This is a genomic window from Streptomyces qaidamensis, from assembly GCF_001611795.1.
GTDB lineage: Bacteria > Actinomycetota > Actinomycetes > Streptomycetales > Streptomycetaceae > Streptomyces > Streptomyces qaidamensis.
In genome coordinates this window covers 6,904,739-6,927,854 of the sequence record NZ_CP015098.1, presented here as the reverse complement: position 1 = coordinate 6,927,854, position 23,116 = coordinate 6,904,739, and the positions used below count along the sequence as shown (strand labels likewise).

Here is a 23,116-nt window from a genome sequence, read left to right as displayed (position 1 = left end):
CATACGAAATGCCTAGTATTTGGCAAAGATGGGTAAGGGCCGAGATGTCATGAAACGCAGCCGCCTCACCCAGGCGGCCGTGGCCGGCGCGGTCGCCGCCGGTCTGGTCCTCGCCGGATGCGGTGACACCGATCTGCCCGCCGGCGAGGAGCAGGCCGACCTCAGCGTGCTCGCGACGGACGTGCCACAGATCCAGACCCTGAAGAAGCTCACCAAGAAGCACTTCACCGCGCAGACCGGCATCACCGTCGAGTACACCGTGCTCCCGGAGAACGAGGCGCGGGAGGAGATGAACCGCGAGTTCGCGACCCAGGCCGGCCGCCACGACGTGGCGAGCGTCAGCGCGTACGAGGTGCCGATCTACGCGGCCAACGGCTGGCTCGCCCCGCTGGACTCCTATGTGAAGGCCGACGAGGACTTCGACCAGGACGACGTCTTCCCGAACCTGGCGTCCTCGCTGACCGGGGAGGACGGCAAGCTCTACGCCGAGCCCTTCTACGGCGAGGGGTCCTTCCTGATGTACCGCAAGGACCTGTTCCGCAAGGACGGGCTGACGATGCCGCCGGACCCGACCTGGCAGCAGGTCGCCGACCTCGCCGCCCGGGTCGACGGGACCGACGGCGCGAGCGGCATCTGCCTGCGCGGCCTGCCCGGCTGGGGCCAGAACCTCGCCCCGATCAACACCGTCGTCAACACCTTCGGCGGCCACTGGTACGACATGGACTGGAACGCCCGCCTGACCTCACCGGAGTTCAGGAAGGCCGTCGGGTTCTACGTCGGCCTGCTCCGCTCCCACGGCCAGCCCGGCGCCGAGCGGATGGGCGTGCTGGAGATCCTGGACCGTTTCGTCCAGGGCAAGTGCGCCATGATGTACGACGCCACGTCGCTCGCCTCGTCGATCGAGGCCGACAGTTCCGCGGTCAAGGGCAAGGTCGGCTACGTCCCGGCCCCGCACGAGAGGACCGAGAAGGCCGGCTGGCTGTGGACCTGGGCGTGGGGCATCCAGCAGGCGGCCGAGAACAAGGACGCCGCCTGGGAGTTCATCTCCTGGGCCTCCTCCAAGGAGTACCAGGAGCTGGTCGGCCGGGAGGTGGGCTGGACCTCGGCCCCCGCCGGGAACCGCAAGTCGCTCTACGAGAAGCCGGAGTACCAGCAGGCGGCCGGCGCCTGGTACCGGCAGGAGTACACGGCGGCGACGGACTCCGCCGACCCGAAGGACCCCGGCGTCGGTCCCCGCCCCTACGACGGCATCGGCTTCCTGGGCATCCCCGAGTTCGCCGTGCTGGGTACGGCGGTCTCGGAGCAGATCGCCGCGGCCATCGCCGGGCGGCAGTCGGTGGACACGGCCCTGGACAAGGCGCAGGACCTCGCCCAGGCCGCGGCGGCGAAGTACCGCGGCGAGTGACCCGCCCGCGCCGCGAGAAGGCGAGGGCCGCGTGAACGGCGAGGGCCGCGCCCCCGGTCACCCGGGGACGCGGCCCTCGATCTGCCGTGGCGGCCCGCCTACTTGCGGATCAGGCTGCGCAGCACGTACTGCATGATGCCGCCGTTGCGGTAGTAGTCCGCCTCGCCGGGGGTGTCGATGCGGACGACCGCGTCGAACTCGACGCCGGTGTCGGTGGTGACCTTCACCGTGCGCGGGGTGGTGCCGTTGTTGAGCTCCTCGACGCCGGTGAAGTCGAAGGTCTCCTCACCGGTGAGGCCGAGGGACGCGGCCGACTGGCCCTCCGGGAACTGCAGCGGCAGCACGCCCATGCCGATGAGGTTCGAGCGGTGGATGCGCTCGTAGGACTCGGCGATGACGGCCTTGACGCCGAGGAGCGCGGTGCCCTTGGCGGCCCAGTCGCGGGACGAGCCGGAGCCGTACTCCTTGCCGGCCAGGACGACCAGCGGGATGCCGGCGGCCTGGTAGTTCTGCGAGGCGTCGTAGATGAACGACACCGGCGCGTCGGCCTGGGTGAAGTCGCGGGTGTAGCCGCCCTCGGTGCCCGGCGCGATCTGGTTGCGCAGGCGGATGTTGGCGAACGTACCGCGGATCATGACCTCGTGGTTGCCGCGGCGGGAGCCGTAGCTGTTGAAGTCGCGGCGCTCCACACCGTGCTCGGTGAGGTACTTGCCCGCCGGGGTGTCGGCCTTGATGGCGCCGGCCGGGGAGATGTGGTCGGTGGTGACCGAGTCGCCCAGCTTGGCCAGCACCCGGGCGCCGGAGATGTTCTCCACCGGGGCCGGCTCGTGGGCCATGCCCTCGAAGTACGGGGGCTTGCGGACGTAGGTGGACTCGGCGTCCCACTCGAAGGTGTTGCCGGTCGGGATCGGCAGCGCCTGCCACTGGGCGTCGCCCGCGAAGACGTCGCTGTAGGACTTGGCGAACATGTCCTCGCCGATGGCGCTGGCGACGACCTCGTTGACCTCGGCCTCGGTCGGCCAGATGTCCTTGAGGAAGACCGGGTTGCCGTCCTGGTCGGCGCCCAGGGCGTCCCGGGTGATGTCGACCTTCATGGAGCCGGCGAGCGCGTAGGCCACGACCAGCGGCGGGGACGCCAGGTAGTTCATCTTGACGTCGGGGTTGATGCGGCCCTCGAAGTTCCGGTTGCCGGAGAGGACCGAGGTGACCGCGAGGTCGTGGTCGTTGACGGCCTTGGAGACCTCCTCCGGCAGCGGGCCGGAGTTGCCGATGCAGGTGGTGCAGCCGTAGCCGACGAGGTTGAAGCCGACCTTGTCGAGGTAGGGGGTCAGGCCCGCCTTCTCGAAGTAGTCGGTGACGACCTTGGAGCCGGGGGCGAGGGTGGTCTTGACCCACGGCTTGCGGGTCAGGCCCTTCTCGACCGCCTTCTTGGCCACCAGCGCGGCGGCGACCATGACGTACGGGTTGGAGGTGTTGGTGCAGGACGTGATGGCCGCGACCGTCACCGCGCCGTGGTCGATCTCGTAGGTCGAGCCGTCGGGGGCGGTGACGGTGACCGGGCTCGACGGAACGACGGCACCGGTGCCGTCGGCGTGCTGCGGCGCGCCGGCGCCGTTCTCCTGGCTGCCGTAGGCCGGGGCGTCGGAGGCCGGGAAGGACTCGGCGCTCGCCTCGTCGACCGGGGAGGCGGACGCGCCGGGCTGCTGCTGCGCGACCGGGGCCTCGACGTAGTTGAGGACGTCCTTGGCGAACTGCTGGGCGGCCTCGGCGAGGACGATGCGGTCCTGCGGGCGCTTCGGGCCGGCGATGGAGGGGACGACCGTGGCGAGGTCGAGCTCCAGCTTCTCGGAGAAGTCGGGCTCGGCGGCCGGGTCGAGCCAGAGGCCCTGCTCCTTGGCGTACGCCTCGACCAGGGCGAGCTGCTGCTCGCTGCGGCCGGTGAGCCGCATGTAGTTGATGGTCTCGTCGTCGATCGGGAAGATCGCGGCGGTGGAGCCGAACTCCGGCGACATGTTGCCGATGGTGGCGCGGTTGGCCAGCGAGGTGGCGGCGACGCCCTCGCCGTAGAACTCGACGAACTTGCCGACGACGCCGTGCTTGCGCAGCATCTCGGTGATGGTCAGCACGAGGTCGGTGGCGGTGGTGCCCGGGGTGAGCTCACCGGTCAGCTTGAAGCCGACGACGCGCGGGATCAGCATGGAGACCGGCTGGCCGAGCATGGCGGCCTCGGCCTCGATGCCGCCGACGCCCCAGCCGAGCACGCCGAGGCCGTTGACCATGGTGGTGTGCGAGTCGGTGCCGACCAGGGTGTCCGGGTAGGCCTTGCCCTCGCGGACCATGACGACCCGGGCCAGGTGCTCGATGTTCACCTGGTGGACGATGCCGGTGCCGGGCGGGACGACCTTGAACTCGTCGAAGGCGGTCTGGCCCCAGCGCAGGAACTGGTAGCGCTCCTTGTTGCGGCCGTACTCCAGGTCGACGTTCTGCTTGAAGGCGTCGTTCGTGCCGAACTTGTCGGCGATGACGGAGTGGTCGATGACCAGCTCGGCCGGGGCGAGGGGGTTGATCTTCGCCGGGTCGCCGCCCAGCTCCTTCACGGCCTCACGCATGGTCGCGAGGTCCACGACACAGGGAACGCCGGTGAAGTCCTGCATGATCACGCGGGCCGGCGTGAACTGGATCTCCTGGCTGGGCTGGGCCTGCGAGTCCCATCCGCCGAGGGCACGGATGTGGTCGGCGGTGATGTTCGCGCCGTCCTCCGTGCGGAGCAGGTTCTCCAGCAGGACCTTGAGGCTGTAGGGCAGGCGAGCCGAGCCCTCCACCTTGTCCAGCCGGAAGATCTCGTACGACTCGTCGCCCACCTGCAGCGTGCTGCGGGCGTCGAAGCTGTTCGCCGACACGACAGTCTCCTTCATTGATGTGCGCGTACCACCACGATCCTGCCGCCACGGCATCTTGGCCGATCCGCTAAGGTAAGGCTAAGTTAGGTAACCCTTACCGCCGGACTCGATGGCGGCGTGCGGCTGCGGTGCTCTCTCGGCAGATATCTCGATGTCGAGATAACTCTAGTACACGAGCGCCGAATGGTCATGCCCGGCACCCGTGTCCGCTGTTATCCAATCGAGGCGTTTGACAGCGAACCCAGTCGTTTCGGGTTCCTTGCCAGCGAACCTAGTCGTACGAGGGGACGTACTGGGGGTGCTGGATGGCTGTACCGGCCGGGGTGGATCTTGCGGAGCCGTACGTCGAGCTGTCGTACGTGGATGCGGCACGGGAGTGTCGTCGGCGTCCGCTGCTGGACTGTGTGACGGCTCGGTTCGAGGATGTGACCGCGGTACGGCCGTTTCGCTGGTCGCGTGGTGAGCGTCACTTCTCGGGCTTGTACTGGGCGGCGACGACCGGGCGGCATGTCGGTTTCGAGTCGTGGCTGGAGCGGGACCGGCTTGTGCTGATGGACTTCGATCCCGGGGTGGTGGGGATCGCCTCGCAGCCGTTCTGGCTGCACTGGCACGACGGCGAGCGGGAGCGTCGGCATGCTCCGGACTACTTCGTACGCCGCGCGGACGGCTCTGCGGTGGTCGTGGATGTCCGCGCCGATGAACGGATCGAGGCGAGGGACGCGGAGGCGTTCGAGGTGACGCGCCGGGCCTGCCGTCAGGCCGGGTGGGGCTTCGAGCGGGTCGGGGTTCCGGAGGAAGTGCTGCTGGCGAACGTGCGGTGGCTGTCGCGCTACCGGCATCCCCGGTGCCGGCGCGGGCCGGTCGTGGACCGGCTCCGGGAGGTCTTCGCGACACCGGTCCCGTTGATGGCCGGCGCGGATGCGGCCGGTGACCGGCTTGAGACGCTCCCCGTTCTGTTCCATCTCCTCTGGTTGCGCGAGTTGGCCGCCGACGGGCTCGCGGTCGGGTTGCTGAGGCCGTCCACCATCGTGCGCCTGGCGGACGGAAGCGTTCGGTGACGGGGGGCGGGAAAGAACGGCGGGTGCCTCCGTCGGCCAGGATCGCGGAGTTCCCGAAGACCGCTGCGGAACAGGCCCGTTGGTGGGAGAGGCACATTCTGGAGGTGCTGGACGGCTTGCCGCCGGATGCTCCAGAGGGCACGGTGCCCCGGCCGGAGTTCGACCCGGAACGGAACTCGCTGGCTCAGCGGGAGCGGGCCAAGGCTGCCGAGTTGACGGCGGCCGGGCATGCGATGACGGCCAGCGGGGTCAAGCAGCGGCGCCAGCGCTATCAGCGGGACGGGCTGGTCGGACTGGCCGACGGCCGGTCGGCGAAGCAGATGCCGTCCTTCGGCCGGGTGGCCCCGGCGGTGGTGGAGGCGATGCGGCAGGCGATCGGTGAGACGGCCGAGGCGTCGTCGAAGACGATCGGCTTCGTGGTCTGGCGGGCGACGCAGATCCTGGCCGCCCGCGAGGATGTCAAGGACATCGAGGTGCCCTCACAGCGCACGCTCTACCGGCTGTTCGACAAGCTGGCCGTCGGCACTCACGCGACGGGCTCGGCGACCACACGCCGTTCGGCGAACGCGCGTCCGGCCGGGCCGTTCGGGGAAGTGCCGGCCTGCGCACCGGGCGAGTGGATGCAGATCGATTCCACACCGCTGGATGTCCTGGTCCGTCTTGACGAGGGCATTGCGGAGAAGGTCGAGCTGACCGCCATGATCGACCTGGCCACCAGGTCACTGACCGCCGCGGTCCTGCGGCCGACGACGAAAGCGGCCGACGCGTCCGCGCTGCTGGCCCGGAGCATCACCCCCGAGATGATGCGTCCTGGCTGGTCGGACGCACTTCGGATGTCGAGATCCGTGCTGCCGCACCGGCGGCTGATGTCCCTGGACGAGCGGCTGGAACACGCGGCTGCGAGGCCGGTGATCGTGCCGGACACGATCGTCTGCGACCACGGCAAGGTCTTCATCTCGAACAACTTCCGTGCATCCTGCCGCTACTTGGGCATCAGCCTCCAGCCGACACACAAGGCGTCGCCCTTCGAGAAGGGTGCGATCGAGAAGACGCTGGGTTCAGTGGCCACTTTGTTCGCGCAATTCGTCGCGGGTTACACCGGCCGGTCGGTGGACCGCCGGGGCCGGGGCCTGGAGGACGGACCGCTGTGGTCCCTGCCCGAACTCCAGGGCCTACTGGACGAGTGGATCGTCATCTGGCAGAACCGCCCGCACGACGCACTGCGGGACCCGGACTCACCGAAGCGCGCGTTCACGCCGAACGAAAAGTACGCGACGCTGTTGGAGTCGTGCGGCTACGTTCCGGCCCCGTTCAGCGGCGAGGACTACGTCGAGTTGCTGCCCGAGCGCTGGCAGGCGATCAACGCCTACGGCATCCGGATCAACCACGGCACCTACGACGACGTCGAGCTGACCCCGTTGCGCCGCCAGCACTCAGGGGTGACGGAGAAGAAGGGGCTGTGGGAGATCCACTACGACCCCTACGACGTCTCCCGTGTCTGGGTACGCGACCGCCGCAGCGAGCCAGCCCGCTGGATCACAGTGTTCTGGAAGCACCTGCACCGCGTCGGCGTCCCCTTCGGCGAAATGGCCTGGGACCACGCCCGCGAACAGGTCCCGGGAGGGACCGAGGAGCAGATCGCCGATGCCGCCGCTGACCTGCTGCGGCGGACGCACGACGGACCTGCCCAGCTGAAGGGCCGTGCAGCAAAACGATCCCGGCGCGTCGCCGCGCGGACCCGGGCCACTGCCTCCGACCGGCCGGTCCCCGATCCGACCACCGCCGAAGCGGTTCAGGACGACCAGGCGGACACCGAGTCCGCGAAGGTCATCCCGCTGGGTCTGTTCGACCCGCTCGCCAACCCCTGGAGGCGTCCGTGACCATCTCCGAACCAGCGATCGGACGCACATCGCTGCAAGAAGCCGATGCCGAGGCCAACCGGCAGCTGACCACCCTGGAGGGATGGCGGAGGTTCGCCGCCGGCCCACCCAGTCCTCCTGTTCTGTTGACCGCGGCCGAGCTGGACGATCTGTCTCCGGTCGAGCGGGCGCTCTACGACGAGGACCGGCTCGACCACCACGCCCGCATGCTCGTGGTCGCCACCTCGTTCGTCGAGAAGACCGTGGTCTGCGGCCGTCGGCTGGTCCTGCTCAACCGGCACGCGATCAGCGCCCGCCGCGGCCTGATGGTCTCCGGACCGCCCGGCACCGGCAAGACCAGCGCCCTCACTCAGCTCGGACTCGCCCACGAACTCCTCGACCGGGCCCGCCATCCAAACGTCGCCGACCGCATTCCGGTGCTCTACATCACCGTCCCGCCCGCGGCGACCGCGCGCATGATCGCCGCCGAGTTCGCGCGTTTCCTGGGTCTGCCGGTGAGGGCCAGATCGAATATGACCGACATCATCGAAGCGGTGGTCGGCGTCTGCACGGACACCCGCACCGGCCTGGTCCTGGTCGACGAGATTCACAACGTTTCGCAGGTCATACGGGCCGGCGCCGAGGTCTCTGACACCCTGAAGTACTTCTCGGAACGCCTCCCCGCGACGTTCGTCTACGCGGGCATCAACCTCGAAACCAGCGAACTGCTGGCCGGCACCCGCGGTGCCCAGAGATGTCCCGTCTCAGCCGATCGGTTCATGTTGGTGCTGTGTCGGTGGGGACGGCACGCGATCGTCTCTGTCACGGCTTACGATGCGGGCGACATCATGTCGTCGACTCCAGAATGCGGTCGAGCGTCTGGCGCCCCATTCTGCTCATCGTCGGATTGCTCTCGACGTAGTACCAGACAAGACCCATCGCCTGTTCGAAGGCCCATGCCTTGCCACGCTCCCACTCCAGATCGTCGCAGGCCAGTGTCCGCCGGAGCACTTCCCGCGGACCCGGTTGCAACAGGTGCCAGGCGCTGACCAGATCCAGCGCGGGGTCGGCCGGACCGAAGCCGCCGGTGTCGAGCACGCCGCTGAGCCGGTCTCCTGTGACCAGTACGTTGCCGGGAATCAGGTCACCGTGGCTCATCACGTCGGCACTCGTGCGCGGCAACTCCCGGTAGTGGCTCCACAGTCGGCGCAGCCGGGGCACGTCGAGCAGCCCCTGGCTCGCCTCGAAGCACTTCTCCATCCAGGCGTCGTGGTGAGCGAGAACGCCGCCGCGATTGTCGCCGCTGAAAAGCCGACCCCGCGTCTCGGCTTCCCGCAGGGCCGCGATGAAGGCGGCAAGGTCCTCGGCGAAAGCGTCCGACCCACTCGGGTCGGCATCGAAGGCGACGCTTCCCGGCAGCCACGTCTGGACCGACCACGGCATGGGATAACCCGCTCCAGGCTTTCCCAGGGCGACGGGTTCCGGAACGGGAAACCGAGACACCTGTGCCAGCTCCGCGCTCGCCTGGGCTTCCCGTTCCAGAACCGCCAGCGCCTCCGCGGCATCGGTCAGACGCAGCGGGAAGCGCGCGGAGAGGTCGTCCCCGATGCGGAAGATGGCGTGGACCGTCCCGGTCGACGACAGGAGCCGGATCGCCTTGCCGCTCCACTGAGGGAACTGTTCTTGGATCAAGGTCGCAACGATGTCGGTGGTCATGTCCACTTGGTCATCGTGCATGGTCAATCTCGCAGGCCCTTCGACTAGTCCAGTTCGAAACGACGGAAGCAGTCCAGATCAACTGAGACGACAGCCAGTATTCAGACGCCAGGTTCCAGATCAACTGAGATTTTTTCGGCCACCCAGGTGGCTCAACTGTTCCGGTCGCCCCAGGTCACAGCTGCGGCTTCGCACCAGATCACCTGAGACGGGACACGAGAGGCATCGACGGAGAGCGATCGTTTGCCATCGAACCTAGTCGCTCAAGGTCAGGGCATCGCAACCGACTAACTTCGCTGTCAAAGGACAACCCGCCATGCGGTCATGTGCGCCCTTTTCCCGGGTATCCGAACCAGGTATCCGAACCGGATTCCCCCGCACAACGGAGGAGGAGGCAGGCATGCCGCTCACGTTCCGCAAGAGTTTCCGGATCCTTCCGGGGGTGCGCCTGAACATCAACAAGCGCTCCTGGTCCATCACCACCGGCGGCGGAAAGAACGGCCCGCGCCACACCCGCAGCAGCACAGGACGTCGTACGACATCGATGGATCTGCCCGGACCTTTCGGGTGGCGGCGCACCACGAGGGCGCGCCGACACTGAGGGACCCGGGCGGGACTGACGTCCCGTCACCCGTTCGGACCCCCCGGGTCGGGCGTCATCTCATATCTGAGATAACCTCAGCCCCATGGCAGACGACTACCTCGTACGCATCGGCAAGCTCATCCGTGATGCCCGGCAACACCGGGGCTGGACGCAGTCGCAGCTTGCCGAGGCGCTCGGCACCAGCCAGAGCGCCGTCAACCGGATCGAGCGCGGCAACCAGAACATCAGCCTTGAGATGATCGCGCGCATCGGGGAGGCTCTCGACAGCGAGATCGTGTCGCTCGGGTACGCCGGTCCGATGCATCTGCGGGTGGTCGGCGGGCGCCGGCTGTCCGGTGCCATCGACGTGAAGACGAGCAAGAACGCGTGCGTGGCGCTGCTGTGCGCCTCACTGCTCAACGAGGGGCGCACGGTGCTGCGCCGCGTCGCCCGCATCGAGGAGGTGTACCGCCTCCTGGAGGTGCTCGGCTCCATCGGCGCGCGCACCCGGTGGATCAACGACGGCGTAGACCTGGAGATCGTGCCGTCGGCCGAGCTGAACCTGGAGGCGATCGACGCGGACGCGGCCCGCCGCACCCGCTCCATCATCATGTTCCTCGGCCCGCTGCTCCACCGCATGGACTCGTTCAAACTGCCGTACGCCGGCGGCTGCGACCTCGGTACGCGCACGGTCGAGCCGCACATGATCGCGCTGCGCCGCTTCGGCCTGGACATCGCCGCCACCGAGGGCCAGTACCACGCCCGGGTGGACCGTACCGTCAGCCCCGACCGCCCGATCGTCCTGACCGAGCGCGGCGACACGGTGACGGAGAACGCGCTGCTCGCCGCCGCCCGGCACGACGGCATCACCGTCATCCGCAACGCCTCGTCCAACTACATGGTCCAGGACCTGTGCTTCTTCCTGGAGGCGCTCGGTGTCAAGGTCGACGGCATCGGCACGACAACGCTCACCGTGCACGGCGTGCCGACCATCGACGTCGACGTGGACTACTCCCCCTCCGAGGACCCGGTCGAGGCGATGAGCCTGGTCGCGGCGGCCGTCGTCACCGAGTCGGAGCTGACGGTGCGCCGGGTGCCGATCGAGTTCCTGGAGATCGAGCTGGCGGTCCTGGAGGAGATGGGCCTCGACCACGACCGCACGCCGGAGTACTTCGCCGACAACGGCCGCACCCGGCTGGTCGACCTCACCGTCCGGCCCTCCAAGCTGGAGGCGCCGATCGACAAGATCCACCCCATGCCGTTCCCCGGCCTGAACATCGACAACGTCCCCTTCTTCGCGGCCATCGCGGCGGTCGCCCAGGGCCAGACCCTCATCCACGACTGGGTCTACGACAACCGCGCGATCTACCTGACCGACCTGAACCGCCTCGGCGGCCGCCTCCAGCTCCTCGACCCGCACCGCGTCCTGGTGGAGGGCCCGACCCGCTGGCGCGCCGCCGAGATGATGTGCCCGCCGGCCCTGCGCCCCGCGGTGGTCGTCCTGCTGGCGATGATGGCCGCCGAGGGCACGTCGGTGCTGCGCAACGTGTACGTCATCAACCGGGGGTACGAGGACCTGGCGGAGCGGCTGAACTCGGTGGGGGCGCAGATCGAGACGTTCCGGGACATCTGACCGGGAGCGCGTCCGCAGGTGTGGGCCCGCCGGAACGGGAAAGTCCGCCCCTGTGGACGCGCTTCTGCTGACGTTCGGGCATAGCACCGCCGGGCGGGACCGGATCGGTGAGCTGCTGCGTGGTGCCGGGGTGTCGGCCGTCGTGGACGTGCGGACGGCTCCCGGCAGCCGCCGGGATCCCGACCTGCTGCGGGAGCGGCTCGCCGCGTGGTTGCCGGGTGCCGGGATCGGCTACCGGTGGGAACCCGCGCTCGGCGGGTTCCGCCCCCTGCCCGCGGACAGTCCGGACGTGGTGTGGCGCAACGCGTCCTTCCGCGGCTACGCCGCCCACACCCGCTCCCCCGAGTTCGTCACCGCGATGGACCGCCTGTTGCACGAGGCGGCGGGCGCCCGCACGGCCGTGATGTGCAGCGAGGCCGTCTGGTGGCGCTGCCACCGACGATTGATCGCCGACTTCGCGGTGCTGGCCCGCGGCGTACCGGCCCACCACCTCATGCACGACGGCCGCCTGAGCGCCCATACGCCGACACCGGGAGCCCGTCTGCGCGACGACGGGCTCCTCGTGTACGACGCCCCCACCGAGCCGTCCCGGGGCTGAGTCCGTCAGTACAGCTTGTTCACCGCCGTGACCGTCGTGGCCTTGAAGTCCGCGACCTGCGCGTGCTGGAAGGTGCCCATCTGGCTCCAGCGGACGACGGTGACGGTCGTGCCGTCGCGGCCGACCGAGAAGAGGCCGATGTCGGAGGAGCCCCAGGCGGAGGCGGTGTGGATGCCGTAGACGTCGGCACCCTCCTCGACGTTCAGCCGGCCGTAGTACTTCTGCGTCGCCGTGATGTCCGGGTCCTGCTGCATCAGCTTCTTCGCACAGCCGGCGAGGTCCTTGCGCAGCAGTGCCGCGAAGTCCTTCGCCCGCTGTTCGCTGCGCTCCACGACCGTGATCTGCTGGGCGCTCGTGTCGTACTCCGTCCAGTAGTCCCGGTGCGTGGCGATGGACGGCAGCGCGTCGCCCACGCAGATCGGCAGCGGGTCGGGCTGACCGGCGGTGACCGGACCGGCGTACCAGGGCGAGGTCGGGTGCGGCGGCAGTTCGGCCGGCTCCAGGAACCGGGGCGTGTCGGAGGCCGGTGCGGTGGCGGCGGCGGCCGGGACGGCGGCTGCCGCGACACCGGCGACGGCCGCCAGCGCGGCCACGGTGGTGCGGATGCCTCGGTTCTGGCGCGTTCCTCGGGCACGGATCTTCATGGTCTCCCCCATTGGCTTCCCCCGGTTCCCCCGGTTCGAGTGCTCGGGCGTCTGCCCTTGCTCCCTGTACGACCCGTCACCGGCCGCATGCGTTGCCCTGCCGGCCTGCTACGGATCCGTCCCGAATGTCACCGGTCTGCTACCGGGGATCGAGTCCCTCACCGAGGGCGGCGACGGCGGCCGGTCCGTGGCCTGCGGCGAGGAGCGGGGCGCGGATGTCGTGCTCCAGCTCGGGGACGTAGCCGATCAGGACGTCGGCGGGGCCCTGGATGCGGACCTCGCCGAGAACGGCGGGGAGGAGGAGGGTGCGGGCGCGCTCCAGCAGACCGGTCCAGGGGCCGGCGGTGACGGTGACGGGGGCGCCCGCGTTGGTGAGGATCCGCACGGTGGAGAAGCGGTAGGACAAGGGCATCTCCGGACCGGCGGACCAGCGTTCGAGGGCGAAGTGCGGGCCGGCGCAGAGCACGGTGCGTACGACGCCGTCGCCCGAGGGAACGCTCAGGCCGGGGTGGAACTCGGGCCGGGGGCCGGGGCGCCACTCGTCGAGCAGACGGTCGAGGTTGGCGTGCCACTCGTGGTCGGGGACGGGCGAGCCGTCCTCCATGCGGCGGCGCATGGCGTGCTGCTGGATGTCGGACGTCTGCTCGATCTCGTGGACGAGGGTGCCCGGGCCGAAGCTGTGCAGGGTGCCGCCGGGGACGTAGGCGGTCTGTCCCGCGCGGACCGGCAGGCGGCGCATGACCGCGTCGAAGTCCTGGGCCAGCAGCGCCCGGTGCAGGGTGTCGCGGTCCACGCCGGACCGCACGCCGACCAGGGCGGTGGCTCCCGGTGCGGCGTCCAGGACGTGCCAGGCCTCCGTCTTGCCGTTGGGTTCGCCCTCCAGGCGCCGGGCGGTGGCGTCGTCGGCGTGCAGATGCACCGGGAGGGCGCCCCGGCCGTCGATGAACTTGGTGAGCAGCGGGAAACGGGGGCCCGACGGGAGCCGGGGGCCCAGCAGTTCGTCGGGGTGCTCGGCCGTGATCTGCCGCAGGGTGCGCCCGGCGAGGGGGCCGTCCAGGACGGTCGAGGCATCCCCCTCGACGTCGCTGACCTCCCATGTCTCGGCGACCGGCCCGTCGGGCAGGCCGCTGCGGCCCAGCCGCTCGGCGATGGCCCGGCCGCCGAAGACGTGCTGCTTGACGGGGGTGGTGAGCCGCAGCGGGTGCCAGTCCACGTCCCTCCTCGGACGGTTCGGTGCCGGTCTGCGGCCGGGGTACCCCCGGGGCCTCAGGAGCATGCGTGCCGCACGGGGCGTGCCCGGGACGAGCCGCTGAACGCGGATGCCGCCGCCTCGCGCCCGGCGCGCGCCGCAGACCGGCCAGTGATCCGCTTCACACCGGCCAAGGCCCGGGCCCAGGCCTTACGGGGCGTAAAGCGACCGAAGAATGGATATGGGCTATACGGCGATACGCGGGGAGTGTCCGACGTGCCCGGATGACGGGTGCGGCGGCCTCAGGAGGGGGAGCGCGCATGGACGGCCGGCCCTTGTATCTCGAACCGCGGCTGGAGCCACGGCTGAGGTCGCTCGTGGCGGCGCACGGCACGCTGCACTCCCTCGTCGACGCACTCGGCTCACCCCTGCACGTCGTGGTGCCGGACCAGATCGCCGAGAACCTGGAGCGGTTCCGGTCGGTGTACCGCTCGTACCACCTGTCGGGCCAGGTCTTCTACGCCCACAAGGCCAACCGGTCCAGCGCGCTGCTGCGACGGCTCGCCGCGACGGACGCGGGTGTGGACGTCGCGTCGCTGGGCGAGTTGCAGCACGCGCTGGGTGCCGGGTTCAGTGCCGGCCGGATCACGGCCACGGGGCCGAAGAACCCGGAGTTCCTGTGGCTGGCGGCCCGTGCGGGTGTCACGGTCAGCGTCGATGCCGTCGCCGAACTGGACCAGCTCGCCGCCCTGGTGCGCAAGCACACGCTCGCCCCGGTACGGGTGCTGCTCCGGCTGTCGGGCTTCGAGACGTCGGGTGTGAAGGTGCTGAGCCGGCGCAGCCGTTTCGGCACGCCCGTAAGGGAGTTGGAGCTGCTGCTGGAGGCGGTCGAGCGGCATGCCGACGCGGTCGATCCGGCGGGGGTGGCCTTCCATCTGGACACGACGAGCGTCGCGGAGAAGGCGATCGCCCTCGAAGGGAGTCTGGCCGCGCTGGAGTTGTGCCGGAGCCGGGGGCTGCGGCCGCGGGCCGTGGACATCGGCGGCGGGTTCGGCATCGGCTATCTCGCCGAGCGCGAGCAGTGGGAGGCGTACACGACCGCGCTGACCGCGGCCGTCCTCGGCCGGCGTCCGCCCCTGACGTGGGGCGGGCACGGCTACGGGCTGCGCAACGAGTCCGGCACCCTGCGCGGCACGCTCGGTCTGTACCCCGCGCACCGGTCCGTCGCCGGCGCCGCCTACCTGGACGAGCTGCTGTCCCAGCCCGCCGCCTCGCTGGGCGGGCGCCCGCTGGCCGCGCTGCTGCTGGAGCACCTGTACGACCTGCACACCGAGCCCGGCCGGGCGCTGCTGGACCAGTGCGGACTCACGCTGGCGCGTGTCCTGGAGGTCCGCACCCAGGAGGCCGGCGGGGAACTGCTCGTACGGCTGGCCGCGAAGGCGGACGACATCGCGCTGGAGGACCACGGAGTGCTGATGGACCCCGTGGTCATTCCCCGGGGCGGAGCCGGGCCGGGGGACGAGCCTGTCGCCGTGCACCTCTTCGGCAGCCTCTGTCTGGAGACCGACCTGATCACCCGGCGCACGGTGTTCCTGCCGCGCCGCCCGGAAGCCGGTGACGTGCTGGCCTTCGCCAACACCGCCGGCTACGCCATGGACTTCCACGCCACCCGCGCCCAGCACCAGCCCGCCGCCGGCAAGGTCGCCGCATGGCAGGACGGCGATGCCTGGCGCTGGTGCCTCGACGACCAGTTCTGGCCGATCACGCCCGCGAGGGGAGTTCAGTGAGGTACGACAGCATCACCGAGGCGATAGGCAACACCCCTCTGGTGCGGATAGACCCGGCGGTGCACGGCCTGCGCACCATCGATCTGTACGCGAAGCTCGAAATGCTCAACCCCTTCGGCTCGGTCAAGGACCGGGCCGCCTGGAGCATGGCGGGGCCCCTGCTGACCGGGGCGGTCGAACACGGCAGTCAGGTGGTCGAGTTGTCCAGCGGCAACACGGCCAAGGCCCTCGCGGTCATCGCGGGCATGCACGGCCTGGGCTTCAAGAGTGTCACCAACCGGATGCGGGTCCCGGAGATCAAGGATCTCCTGCTGCTGCTCGGCGCTGAGATCGAGGAGCTGCCGGGGCAGAGCGAGTGCCTGGACCCCACCGCCACGGACGATCCGCTGACCCTGTTCCACCGCACGCTCGCCGCCTCGGGCAGTGCCTATCTGCACACCGACCAGTACTTCAACCCGCGCAACACCGAGGCCCATCTCACCGGCACCGGACCGGAGATCGTCAAGGACCTGGACGGCCGGGTCCCGGACTGGTTCGTCGCCTGCGTGGGCACGGCCGGTTCCTCCACGGGAGTCGCCCGCGCCCTGCGGGAGGAGGACCCGTCCGTGCGGGTGGTCGGACTGGTCGCCGCCAAGTCCGACTTCATCCCGGGGATCCGCACCATCGACGAGGTGCAGGAGGTCGGCCTGTTCGACCCGGAGACCTACGACACGATGGAGTCGGTCAGCGCCGACGAGGCGATCGAGGGGATGCTGACCCTGAACCGCCGCTGCGGCATCCTGGGCGGGCCCACCGGAGGGGCGGCCTACTTCGGCGCCGTCCGCCATCTGCGGGCGCTGGACGAGGAGTCGGAGGAGCGGCGGACCGCCGTGTTCATCGTCTGCGACCGGGTGGAGAGCTATCTGAGCTACGTCCGGCAGCGGCGGCCCGATCTGCTGGGCCGCCCGCCCCGGAAGAACTCGCCGGCCGACCTGTCCGACGCCGAGGTCGGCGGGGCGCCGTCGGTCACCGTGGCCGAGGCCCGGCGCTGGATCGAGACCGACCGGCCGCTCGTGGTCGACCTGCGCAGCCCGTACGCGTACGCGGCGCTGCACATCGACGGTTCGGTCAACATCGTCGACGAGCTGTTCGCGGAACTCGTGCGGGGCGGCCTGCCGTTCAGCCGCCGTCAACCGGTGCTGCTGGCCTGCCCGGTCGGTGAGCAGTCCGCCCGGTACGCGGCGCTGCTGACCCGGATGGGCCACCCGGACGTGCGCAGCCTGGCCGGCGGCATCATCGCCTGGCGGGACGCGGGCGCGCCCCTGGTGCGGGACTGACCGGCATGAGCACACCGAGCGGCCGCGAGGAGCAGGAGCGGTGGCAGCGGGCGCTGCGCGCCCAGTTCCCCATCGTCACCGGGCATCCGGAGCTGGCGTACCTGGACAGCGCGGCCACGGCGCAGAAGCCGCAGGCCGTCCTGGACGCCGTGCAGACGTATTTGACCACGTCCAACGCCAACTCCGCCCGCGGCACCTACACCTGGGCCAACCGGACCACGGAGCTGGTCGAGCGGACCCGCGGGCGTGTCGCCCGGTTCCTCGGGGACGACCGGCCCGAGCGCTCCGCCGTCCACTTCACCGGCGGCACCACCGAGGGGCTGCGCACCATCGCCCGCGACTGGCTGCCGGGCTTCCTGCGCGACGGTGACGAGATCGTCGCGCCGGACGCCGATCACCAGGCGAACATCGTGCCCTGGCTGGAGGCGCAGCAGTCGCTGGCGCGGCAGGGGGTGCACGTCCGGGTGGTGCCGATGCCGTACCAGAGCGGCTCGGGGGACTACGACCACCGGGCGCTGGCGGAACGGGCCGGGCCGCGCACCCGGTTCGTGGCCACCACCCATGTGCACCACGTCTACGGCGGCGACATGAACGTGCACCGCATCCGTGAGGCCGTCGGTCCGGACGCGGTCATCTGCCTGGACGCGGCGCAGAGTGTGGGTCATCTGCCGGTGTCCGTGGCGGAGCTGGACGTCGACTTCGTGGTGTTCTCCGGGCACAAGGCGCTGGCCCTGCCCGGTTCCGGGGCGGTGTGGGCCCGGCAGGCGCGCGGGCCGGAGTTCGTGCCCGGCGGGTGGAGCGGCACCCCGAACACGGTGGGCATCGCCTCGCTCGAAGCGGCCCTGGACTGGCTGGAGGCGGCCGGTGTCGACCGGATCGAGCGCTGGACGGCCGACCTGGCGGTCCGGCTCACGGAGGGGCTGCGCCGGCTGGACGCCTACGAGATCCTCGGCTGCCCGCTCAGTCTCGCCGCCGACTCGACCGTGCAGCGCCGCCAGGGCATCGTGACGCTGCGGCACCGGGCCATCGACTCGGGCGATCTGGGGTTCATCCTGTTCAGCCACGGGTTCATGGTGCGCTCCGACCATCACTGCCAGGGCGACGCGGGTGAGAAGACCGGTTCGGTGCGGGTGAGTCTGCATGTGTACAACACGGTGGAGGAGGTCGACCGGCTGCTGTCCGTTCTCACCTCACTCCCGTGACACCGCCAACTAGGCATAATGGGAACCGTTTCCACCTGTAGGCTCGGGTCGTAACGAGTCAGGTGCGAGACGGCGAGGTGGCGCGACCGGATGGGGCTGAGTCTGGCGACGGCGGAGCGATGGGTGGAGCGCTGGGAGCTCCAGCAGCAGCGGTACGCCGTCGACCGCGAGGAGCGGTTCACGGTGATCGCCGATGTCGTCGAGCACGTCACGGCGGGGCACGCGACCCCGCCTCTCGTGGTGGACCTGGGCTGCGGGCCGGGCTCGCTGGCGGCCCGGCTGATCCGGCGGCTGCCGGACGCCGAGATCGTGGCCGTGGACCGGGACCCCGTCCTGCTGGAGCTGGGCCGCACCCACCACCCGGACGCGGCCCGCTACGTCGACGTAGAGATCGGAGCGCCGGGCTGGGTGCGGGCCCTGGATCTGGACCGGCCTCTGGACGCGGCGGTCTCCACGACGGCCCTGCACTACCTGGACCGCGACACGCTGCTGGGCACCTACCGGCAGCTCGCCGGGCTGCTGCGGCCCGGAGGCGTCCTCGTCAACGGCGACCACCTCCCCCAGGGCGAGACGGGCCCGGCGGGGATCGCCGCCCATGTCGGGCGGTGCCGGGCCGACCGGCAGCGCGTGTTCACGCACGAGGACTGGGGCTCCTGGTGGGCGGCGGCCGGCGACGACCCGGAGCTGACCGACCTCCTCACCGAGCGCCGGCGCCGCGAAGCCCCCCTGGGCACGGCGCGCCCCGCCGAACTCCCCCTCCCCGCCCACCTGGAGCTCCTCCGGCAGTCCGGCTTCGCCCAGGCCGGCCCGGTGTGGCAGTACGGCGACAGCTGCGTGGTCGTGGCGGTGCGCTAGGAGGGTGCTGAAGATCTTGGCCGGGCCAAGATCTTCAGCACCCTCCCAGACCGGCGATTCACCCGTGCGCCCCGCTCGGCTGGCGGGTCGCGGCGGGTCCTCGGACAATACATGCAGGAATCGCTATATGTTAATGTCGCCATGTCCGGCCCAGGGAGACACGTCACGGCCGGCACCAGCACACGCAAGGAGCTCCACGATGACCACCGCCCAGCACATCACCCACGAGGACCACGCGCACGCCCACGGCGACGACTGCGGCCACCTCGCCTTCACCCACGGCGACCACACCGACTACGCCCACGACGGCCACATCCATCGGGCGCACGACGGCCACACCGACGAGTGCGCGACCGACGGCCACGCGGTGCACCAGAACCACGACCACGAGCACGGCGACGACTGCGGCCACCTGGCCGTGCGGCACGGCGACCACACGGACTACGTGCACGACGGCCACCGGCACGCCGCCCACGAGGGACACTGGGACGACCACTGACCGCAGCCACCCCGGGCCGGGCGAGGCAAACTGGGAATCGTTGTCATATGCTAATGTATGCATATGACAACGACGCCCTCTCCCCCGGCGGACGAGCCGGATCCGACCCTGCAGGCGGCCGGCGACCTGCTGCGCGCCTTGGCCTCGCCCGTACGGCTGGGCATCGTGCGGGAGCTGTCCGGCGGCGGGAAGTACGTCCATGAACTGGTGGCCGCCCTGGGCGTCAGCCAGCCGCTGGTCTCCCAGCACCTGAGGGTGCTGCGCACCTCCCGGATCGTCACCGCCCGGCGTCAGGCCCGCGAGACGCGGTACACCCTCACCGACGACCATGTGGCGCACATCGTGCTGGACGCCATCCGGCACGTGCAGGAGTAGTGCCTCAGGTCAGGCTGTCCCACTGGACGGTGCGGTCGCACCAGCGCCGGAGCAGGGTGCGGTCGTGGCCGACGGCCAGCAGGGCGGCGCCCGTCGCGGCCCGGTAGTCCTCGACGGCCGCAACGAGGGCGGCGGCCGTCGAGGCGTCGAGCATCGCGGTCATCTCGTCGCACACCAGCAGACGCGGGCGCAGCACCAACGCCCGGCCGAGGCAGGCGCGTTGCAGCTGCCCGTCGCTGACCTCGTGCGGCCGCCGGGTCAGCAGGTCCGGGGTGAGGCCGACGACGGGGGCCAACTCGGCGATGCGGCCCGCGACTTCCGCCCCGCGGCCGGTGGCGCGCAACGGCTCGGCGATCAGGTCGGCGAGCGGCAGCCGGGGGTCCGCGGAGAGCCTGGCCTGCTGGAAGACGACCCCGAAGGTGGTGCGCTTCTCGCGTGGGGCGCGGTGGCGCCAGTGCCGCACGGGCTCGCCGTCGAGGAGCAGGGTGCCGGAGTCGGGGCGGTGCAGCAGGGCCGCGACCCGCGCGAGGGTGGACTTGCCGCAGCCGCTCGGGCCGAGCAGGCCGACGGACTCGCCCGGCGCGACGGTCAGGGACACGTCCCGGACCACCGGGGTGTTCCGGGCGTATCCGGCGGTGATGGAGCGCAGTTCAAGCACGGACGTCCTCCGGCACGTGCGGGTGGTGGCAGGCGACCGTGCCGGAGGGCGGCTCGGTGGCGCAGGTTTCGGTGGCCCGGTCGCAGCGGGCGGCGAAGGCACAGCCGGCTGGGAGGTCGCCGAGTTCGGGCGGCATGCCGGGGATGGGGGTGAAGGCGCGGTCGGGCAGGGCCTGGAGCAGGCCGCGGCTGTAGGGGTGGCGGGGCCCGGGTGAGCCGAAGAAGGCCGCGGCGTCGGCGAGTTCGACGATCCGTCCGGCGTACATGACCGCGACCCGGTCCGCGATGCGTTCGGCGGCCGCCAGATCGTGGGTGATCATCAGCAGGGCGCGGCCGCGGCCGCCCTCGCCCGGGTCGTCGACGTGCCGCCGCAGCTCGTCGGCCGTACGGTCCACCAGGTCGCGGTCGAGTCCGGTGGTGGGTTCGTCGGCGAGCAGCAGGGGTGCGTCGCCGACCAGGGCGAGGGCGGTGGCGGCGCGCTGGGCGAGACCGCCGGACAGCTGGTGGGGGTGGCGGTCGAGATGGTCCGCGGGGAACGCGGCCCGTTCGGCGGCGGCCTCGGCGGCGGCCCGCAGAGCGGCGCGCCCCCGGGTCGCGGTCAACGCGGCGACCGTCTCCTCCAGTTGGGAGCGGACGGTGCGGACCGGGGTGAGGTGGGCGGCCGGGCTCTGCGGTACGAGGCCGATGAGCCGCCCTCGTACGGTGCGGGCGAGGGTCCGCTCGCCGGCCGTGAGCAGGTCCAGGTCACCGAGGAGGGCCGAACCTGCGGTCCGGGCGTTGCCGGGGAGCAGTCCGAGCAGGGCGGAGGCCAGCACGGACTTGCCGCAGCCGCTCTCCCCGATCAGGGCCAGGCACTCGCCGGGCGCCACGTCGAACCGCGCGTCGGTGACGGCGGCGACGCGGCGCCCGCCGGGCATGAGGAACCGCACGGACAGTCCGCGCACCGACAGCACGGGGGTCATGGGCTCCATACCGGCGCTCACAGCATCAGCTCCGATCGGTGACGGGGGTTGATCCGCTCCCGCCAGGCCCCGGCGAGTCCGGCGATGGCGAGGGTGGGGACGATGAGGAAGAGACCCGGGAAGAGGGTCGGCCACCACTGGCCGGCGAGGAGGGAACCGCGGGCGCTCTGGATCAGGGTGCCGAGGCTCGCCGTGTGCGTGGGCAGCCCGAGTCCGAGGAAGGACAGGGCCGACTCGTGCCACATGGCGTGCGGCACCATCAGCACCGCGGCGAGCGCGGCCTGGGGAAGGACGGCGGGCAACAGGTGCCGTACGGTCACCCGCCACCGGGACGCCCCACCGGAGACGGCCGCGTCGATGTACGGCCTGGACCGCAGCGACAGCACCTCGGCGCGCACGATCCGGGCCGTGGACAGCCAGTGGGTCAGCGCGACCGAGATGACCACCGGCCACACCCCGGGGCGGAACATGGCGACGATGAAGATGCCGAGCAGCAGATGCGGTACGGACGAGAAGGTGTCGACCACCCGCATCAGGGCCCGGTCGGCCCAGCCGCCCAGCGCCCCGGCCGCGGCGCCCACGGCCGTGCCGACCACGGTCGCGGTCAGCGCCGCCGCCACCCCGACGAGCAGCGAGACGCGCAGGCCGTAGACGCAGCGCAGCAGCAGGTCGCGGCCGACGTCGTCGGTGCCGAACGGGTGGGCCCAGGAGGGCGGTCGCAGTTTGGCGGCGAGGTCGACGGCCTGCTGGTCGAGCTGGACCAGCGGCGGCACGAGCAGCACGGCGAGGACGGTCGCGGCCACCAGCACGGCGGAGGTGCGCACGCGCAGGGTGCGGGTGGAGCGGCGCTCGGGCCCGTGCGAGCGCCACTCGGTCCGCTCCGGGGCGGCGGCGGGCGGCGGGGCGTCACATGTCACTGAGCTTCACCCTCGGGTCGAACAGTCCGTAGAGCAGGTCGGCGAGCAGGTTCCCGGCGAGCACCGCTGCGGTGGCCAGGGTCGTCAGGGCGGCGAGCAGCGGGAAGTCGACGGCGGTGGCCGCCTCGACGGTGGCCGCGGCGATGCCCGGCCAGCTGAAGACGCTCTCCACCAGCAGCGCCCCGGTGATGAGCTCGGGCACGCGGGAGCCGATGAGCGTGAGCACCGGAAGGAGCCCGGAGCGCAGGGCGTGGCCGAGCAGGACGGTGCCTTCGCTCAGGCCGCGGGCGCGGGCGCCGCGTACGGGGTCCTCCGCCAGCGCGTCGCCGACGCCCTGGCGTACGTACAGGGTGAACCACGGCAGCTGGGACACGGCGAGGACCCCGGCGGGCAGGAGGAGATGGCTCGTGACCTGTCCTGGCGTGACCTGTTCGCTGCCGGTGTCGGTCAGGCCGCCCGCCGGGAGGACGTCCCACTGGAGGGCGAACAGCCAGATGGCGAGCAGCGCGATCCAGAAGACCGGTGCCGCCTCCAGCGTGTAGGCGAGGGAGGTGACGGTCCGGTCGACGAGCGAGCCGGGGCGGCGGGCGGCGAGCACGCCGAGGACCGTGCCCACCAGCACGGCGGCGGCGAAGGCGACCGCGCAGAGCAGCGCGGACCACACGAGCCGTTCGCCGATGACCTCGGCGACCGGCTGCCGCATGACGCTGGAGTGGCCGAGGTCGCCGGTGAGGGCGGAGGTCAGCCAGTGCCACCAGCGGGCGGCGAAGGGCCGGTCCACGCCGAGGTTCTCGCGCAGCCGGTCCAGGGTCTGCTGGTCGGCGCCGAGCGCGGCGGTGCCGGCGTACGCCTTGACGGGGTCGAACGGGGAGGCGGCGGCGATGGCGAACACACCGAAGGTGACGACGAGCAGGACGGGGACGGCGAACAGGGACCGCCGTCCCGCCAGTCGTGCCATCGC

General features: G+C 71.0%; 20 protein-coding genes and 1 pseudogene. 13 read left to right on the top strand and 8 right to left on the bottom strand.

Annotated features, from left to right (window positions below):
- Positions 1–49 precede the first annotated feature (49 nt).
- Complete coding sequence (locus A4E84_RS30725; protein ID WP_062929657.1) at positions 50–1,405, top strand: ABC transporter substrate-binding protein; 1,356 nt, start codon at positions 50–52, stop codon at positions 1,403–1,405.
- Between the two features lie 98 nt (positions 1,406–1,503).
- On the opposite strand, the gene A4E84_RS30720 is transcribed toward A4E84_RS30725, so the two are convergent.
- Positions 1,504–4,305 (bottom strand): aconitate hydratase, encoded by a 2,802-nt coding sequence (locus A4E84_RS30720; RefSeq protein WP_062929656.1) that lies wholly within the window; start codon positions 4,303–4,305, stop codon positions 1,504–1,506.
- 305 nt (positions 4,306–4,610) lie between these two features.
- Between A4E84_RS30720 and A4E84_RS30715 the strand changes: the two genes are divergently transcribed.
- The 3 genes and pseudogenes from A4E84_RS30715 to A4E84_RS41405 form a co-directional block, all read left to right on the top strand.
- Positions 4,611–5,363: a TnsA-like heteromeric transposase endonuclease subunit gene (locus A4E84_RS30715; protein ID WP_062929655.1), complete on the top strand. Its 753-nt coding sequence runs from the start codon at positions 4,611–4,613 to the stop codon at positions 5,361–5,363.
- A 362-nt stretch (positions 5,364–5,725) separates the two neighbouring features.
- Positions 5,726–7,243, top strand: coding sequence for a transposase family protein (locus A4E84_RS30710; protein WP_237305155.1), 1,518 nt, complete (start codon positions 5,726–5,728; stop codon positions 7,241–7,243).
- Positions 7,240–8,010 (top strand): annotated as a pseudogene (locus A4E84_RS41405) (ATP-binding protein); the annotation flags it as partial. The gene A4E84_RS30710 and the pseudogene A4E84_RS41405, both read left to right, overlap by 4 nt.
- 58 nt (positions 8,011–8,068) lie before the next feature.
- Here the strand turns inward: A4E84_RS41405 and A4E84_RS30705 are convergent.
- Positions 8,069–8,959: an aminoglycoside phosphotransferase family protein gene (locus tag A4E84_RS30705; RefSeq protein WP_062929653.1), complete on the bottom strand. Its 891-nt coding sequence runs from the start codon at positions 8,957–8,959 to the stop codon at positions 8,069–8,071.
- A gap of 379 nt (positions 8,960–9,338) precedes the next feature.
- Here A4E84_RS30705 and A4E84_RS41400 point away from each other — a divergent pair, with 379 nt between their 5' ends.
- From A4E84_RS41400 to A4E84_RS30695, 3 genes are all read left to right on the top strand, one after another.
- Positions 9,339–9,539 (top strand): DUF4236 domain-containing protein, encoded by a 201-nt coding sequence (locus tag A4E84_RS41400; RefSeq protein WP_078899171.1) that lies wholly within the window; start codon positions 9,339–9,341, stop codon positions 9,537–9,539.
- A gap of 85 nt (positions 9,540–9,624) precedes the next feature.
- Entirely contained in the window at positions 9,625–11,154 is a 1,530-nt protein-coding gene (locus tag A4E84_RS30700) for a helix-turn-helix domain-containing protein (protein ID WP_062929652.1), read from the top strand.
- Between the two features lie 52 nt (positions 11,155–11,206).
- On the top strand, positions 11,207–11,752 hold the full coding sequence (locus A4E84_RS30695) for a DUF488 domain-containing protein (protein WP_062929651.1): 546 nt from the start codon (positions 11,207–11,209) through the stop codon (positions 11,750–11,752).
- A gap of 5 nt (positions 11,753–11,757) precedes the next feature.
- Here A4E84_RS30695 and A4E84_RS30690 read toward each other — a convergent pair whose 3' ends face one another.
- On the bottom strand, positions 11,758–12,408 hold the full coding sequence (locus A4E84_RS30690) for a hypothetical protein (RefSeq protein WP_062929650.1): 651 nt from the start codon (positions 12,406–12,408) through the stop codon (positions 11,758–11,760).
- A 127-nt stretch (positions 12,409–12,535) separates the two neighbouring features.
- Complete coding sequence (locus A4E84_RS30685; RefSeq protein ID WP_062929649.1) at positions 12,536–13,609, bottom strand: type I phosphomannose isomerase catalytic subunit; 1,074 nt, start codon at positions 13,607–13,609, stop codon at positions 12,536–12,538.
- Between the two features lie 296 nt (positions 13,610–13,905).
- Between A4E84_RS30685 and A4E84_RS30680 the strand changes: the two genes are divergently transcribed.
- From A4E84_RS30680 to A4E84_RS30655, 6 genes are all read left to right on the top strand, one after another.
- The gene (locus A4E84_RS30680) at positions 13,906–15,372 is read left to right on the top strand and encodes an alanine racemase (protein ID WP_062929648.1); all 1,467 of its coding nucleotides are present in this window, start codon (positions 13,906–13,908) and stop codon (positions 15,370–15,372) included.
- The gene (locus A4E84_RS30675) at positions 15,369–16,688 is read left to right on the top strand and encodes a pyridoxal-phosphate dependent enzyme (protein WP_062929647.1); all 1,320 of its coding nucleotides are present in this window, start codon (positions 15,369–15,371) and stop codon (positions 16,686–16,688) included. Before A4E84_RS30680 ends, A4E84_RS30675 begins: the two co-directional genes overlap by 4 nt.
- Before the next feature lie 5 nt (positions 16,689–16,693).
- Positions 16,694–17,890 carry an aminotransferase class V-fold PLP-dependent enzyme gene (locus A4E84_RS30670; protein ID WP_062929646.1) on the top strand — a complete coding sequence of 399 codons (1,197 nt, stop codon included), beginning with the start codon at positions 16,694–16,696 and terminating at the stop codon, positions 17,888–17,890.
- A gap of 90 nt (positions 17,891–17,980) precedes the next feature.
- Positions 17,981–18,745: a class I SAM-dependent methyltransferase gene (locus tag A4E84_RS30665; protein ID WP_062929645.1), complete on the top strand. Its 765-nt coding sequence runs from the start codon at positions 17,981–17,983 to the stop codon at positions 18,743–18,745.
- Between the two features lie 199 nt (positions 18,746–18,944).
- Positions 18,945–19,244, top strand: a complete 300-nt coding sequence (locus A4E84_RS30660; RefSeq protein WP_062929644.1) for a hypothetical protein — start codon at positions 18,945–18,947, stop codon at positions 19,242–19,244.
- 63 nt (positions 19,245–19,307) lie between these two features.
- Entirely contained in the window at positions 19,308–19,619 is a 312-nt protein-coding gene (locus A4E84_RS30655; protein WP_062929643.1) for an ArsR/SmtB family transcription factor, read from the top strand.
- Between the two features lie 4 nt (positions 19,620–19,623).
- On the opposite strand, the gene A4E84_RS30650 is transcribed toward A4E84_RS30655, so the two are convergent.
- From A4E84_RS30650 to A4E84_RS30635, 4 genes are read right to left on the bottom strand one after another with little or no spacing between them, the layout of a single operon-like run.
- Complete coding sequence (locus A4E84_RS30650) at positions 19,624–20,277, bottom strand: ABC transporter ATP-binding protein (RefSeq protein ID WP_062929642.1); 654 nt, start codon at positions 20,275–20,277, stop codon at positions 19,624–19,626.
- The gene (locus tag A4E84_RS30645; RefSeq protein ID WP_079129177.1) at positions 20,270–21,247 is read right to left on the bottom strand and encodes an ABC transporter ATP-binding protein; all 978 of its coding nucleotides are present in this window, start codon (positions 21,245–21,247) and stop codon (positions 20,270–20,272) included. Before A4E84_RS30645 ends, A4E84_RS30650 begins: the two co-directional genes overlap by 8 nt.
- Positions 21,248–21,255: 8 nt before the next feature.
- Positions 21,256–22,155, bottom strand: a complete 900-nt coding sequence (locus A4E84_RS30640) for an ABC transporter permease (RefSeq protein ID WP_062929640.1) — start codon at positions 22,153–22,155, stop codon at positions 21,256–21,258.
- On the bottom strand, positions 22,145–23,113 hold the full coding sequence (locus A4E84_RS30635) for an ABC transporter permease (RefSeq protein ID WP_062929639.1): 969 nt from the start codon (positions 23,111–23,113) through the stop codon (positions 22,145–22,147). The genes A4E84_RS30640 and A4E84_RS30635 overlap by 11 nt, the downstream gene beginning before the upstream one ends.
- Positions 23,114–23,116: the final 3 nt, after the last annotated feature.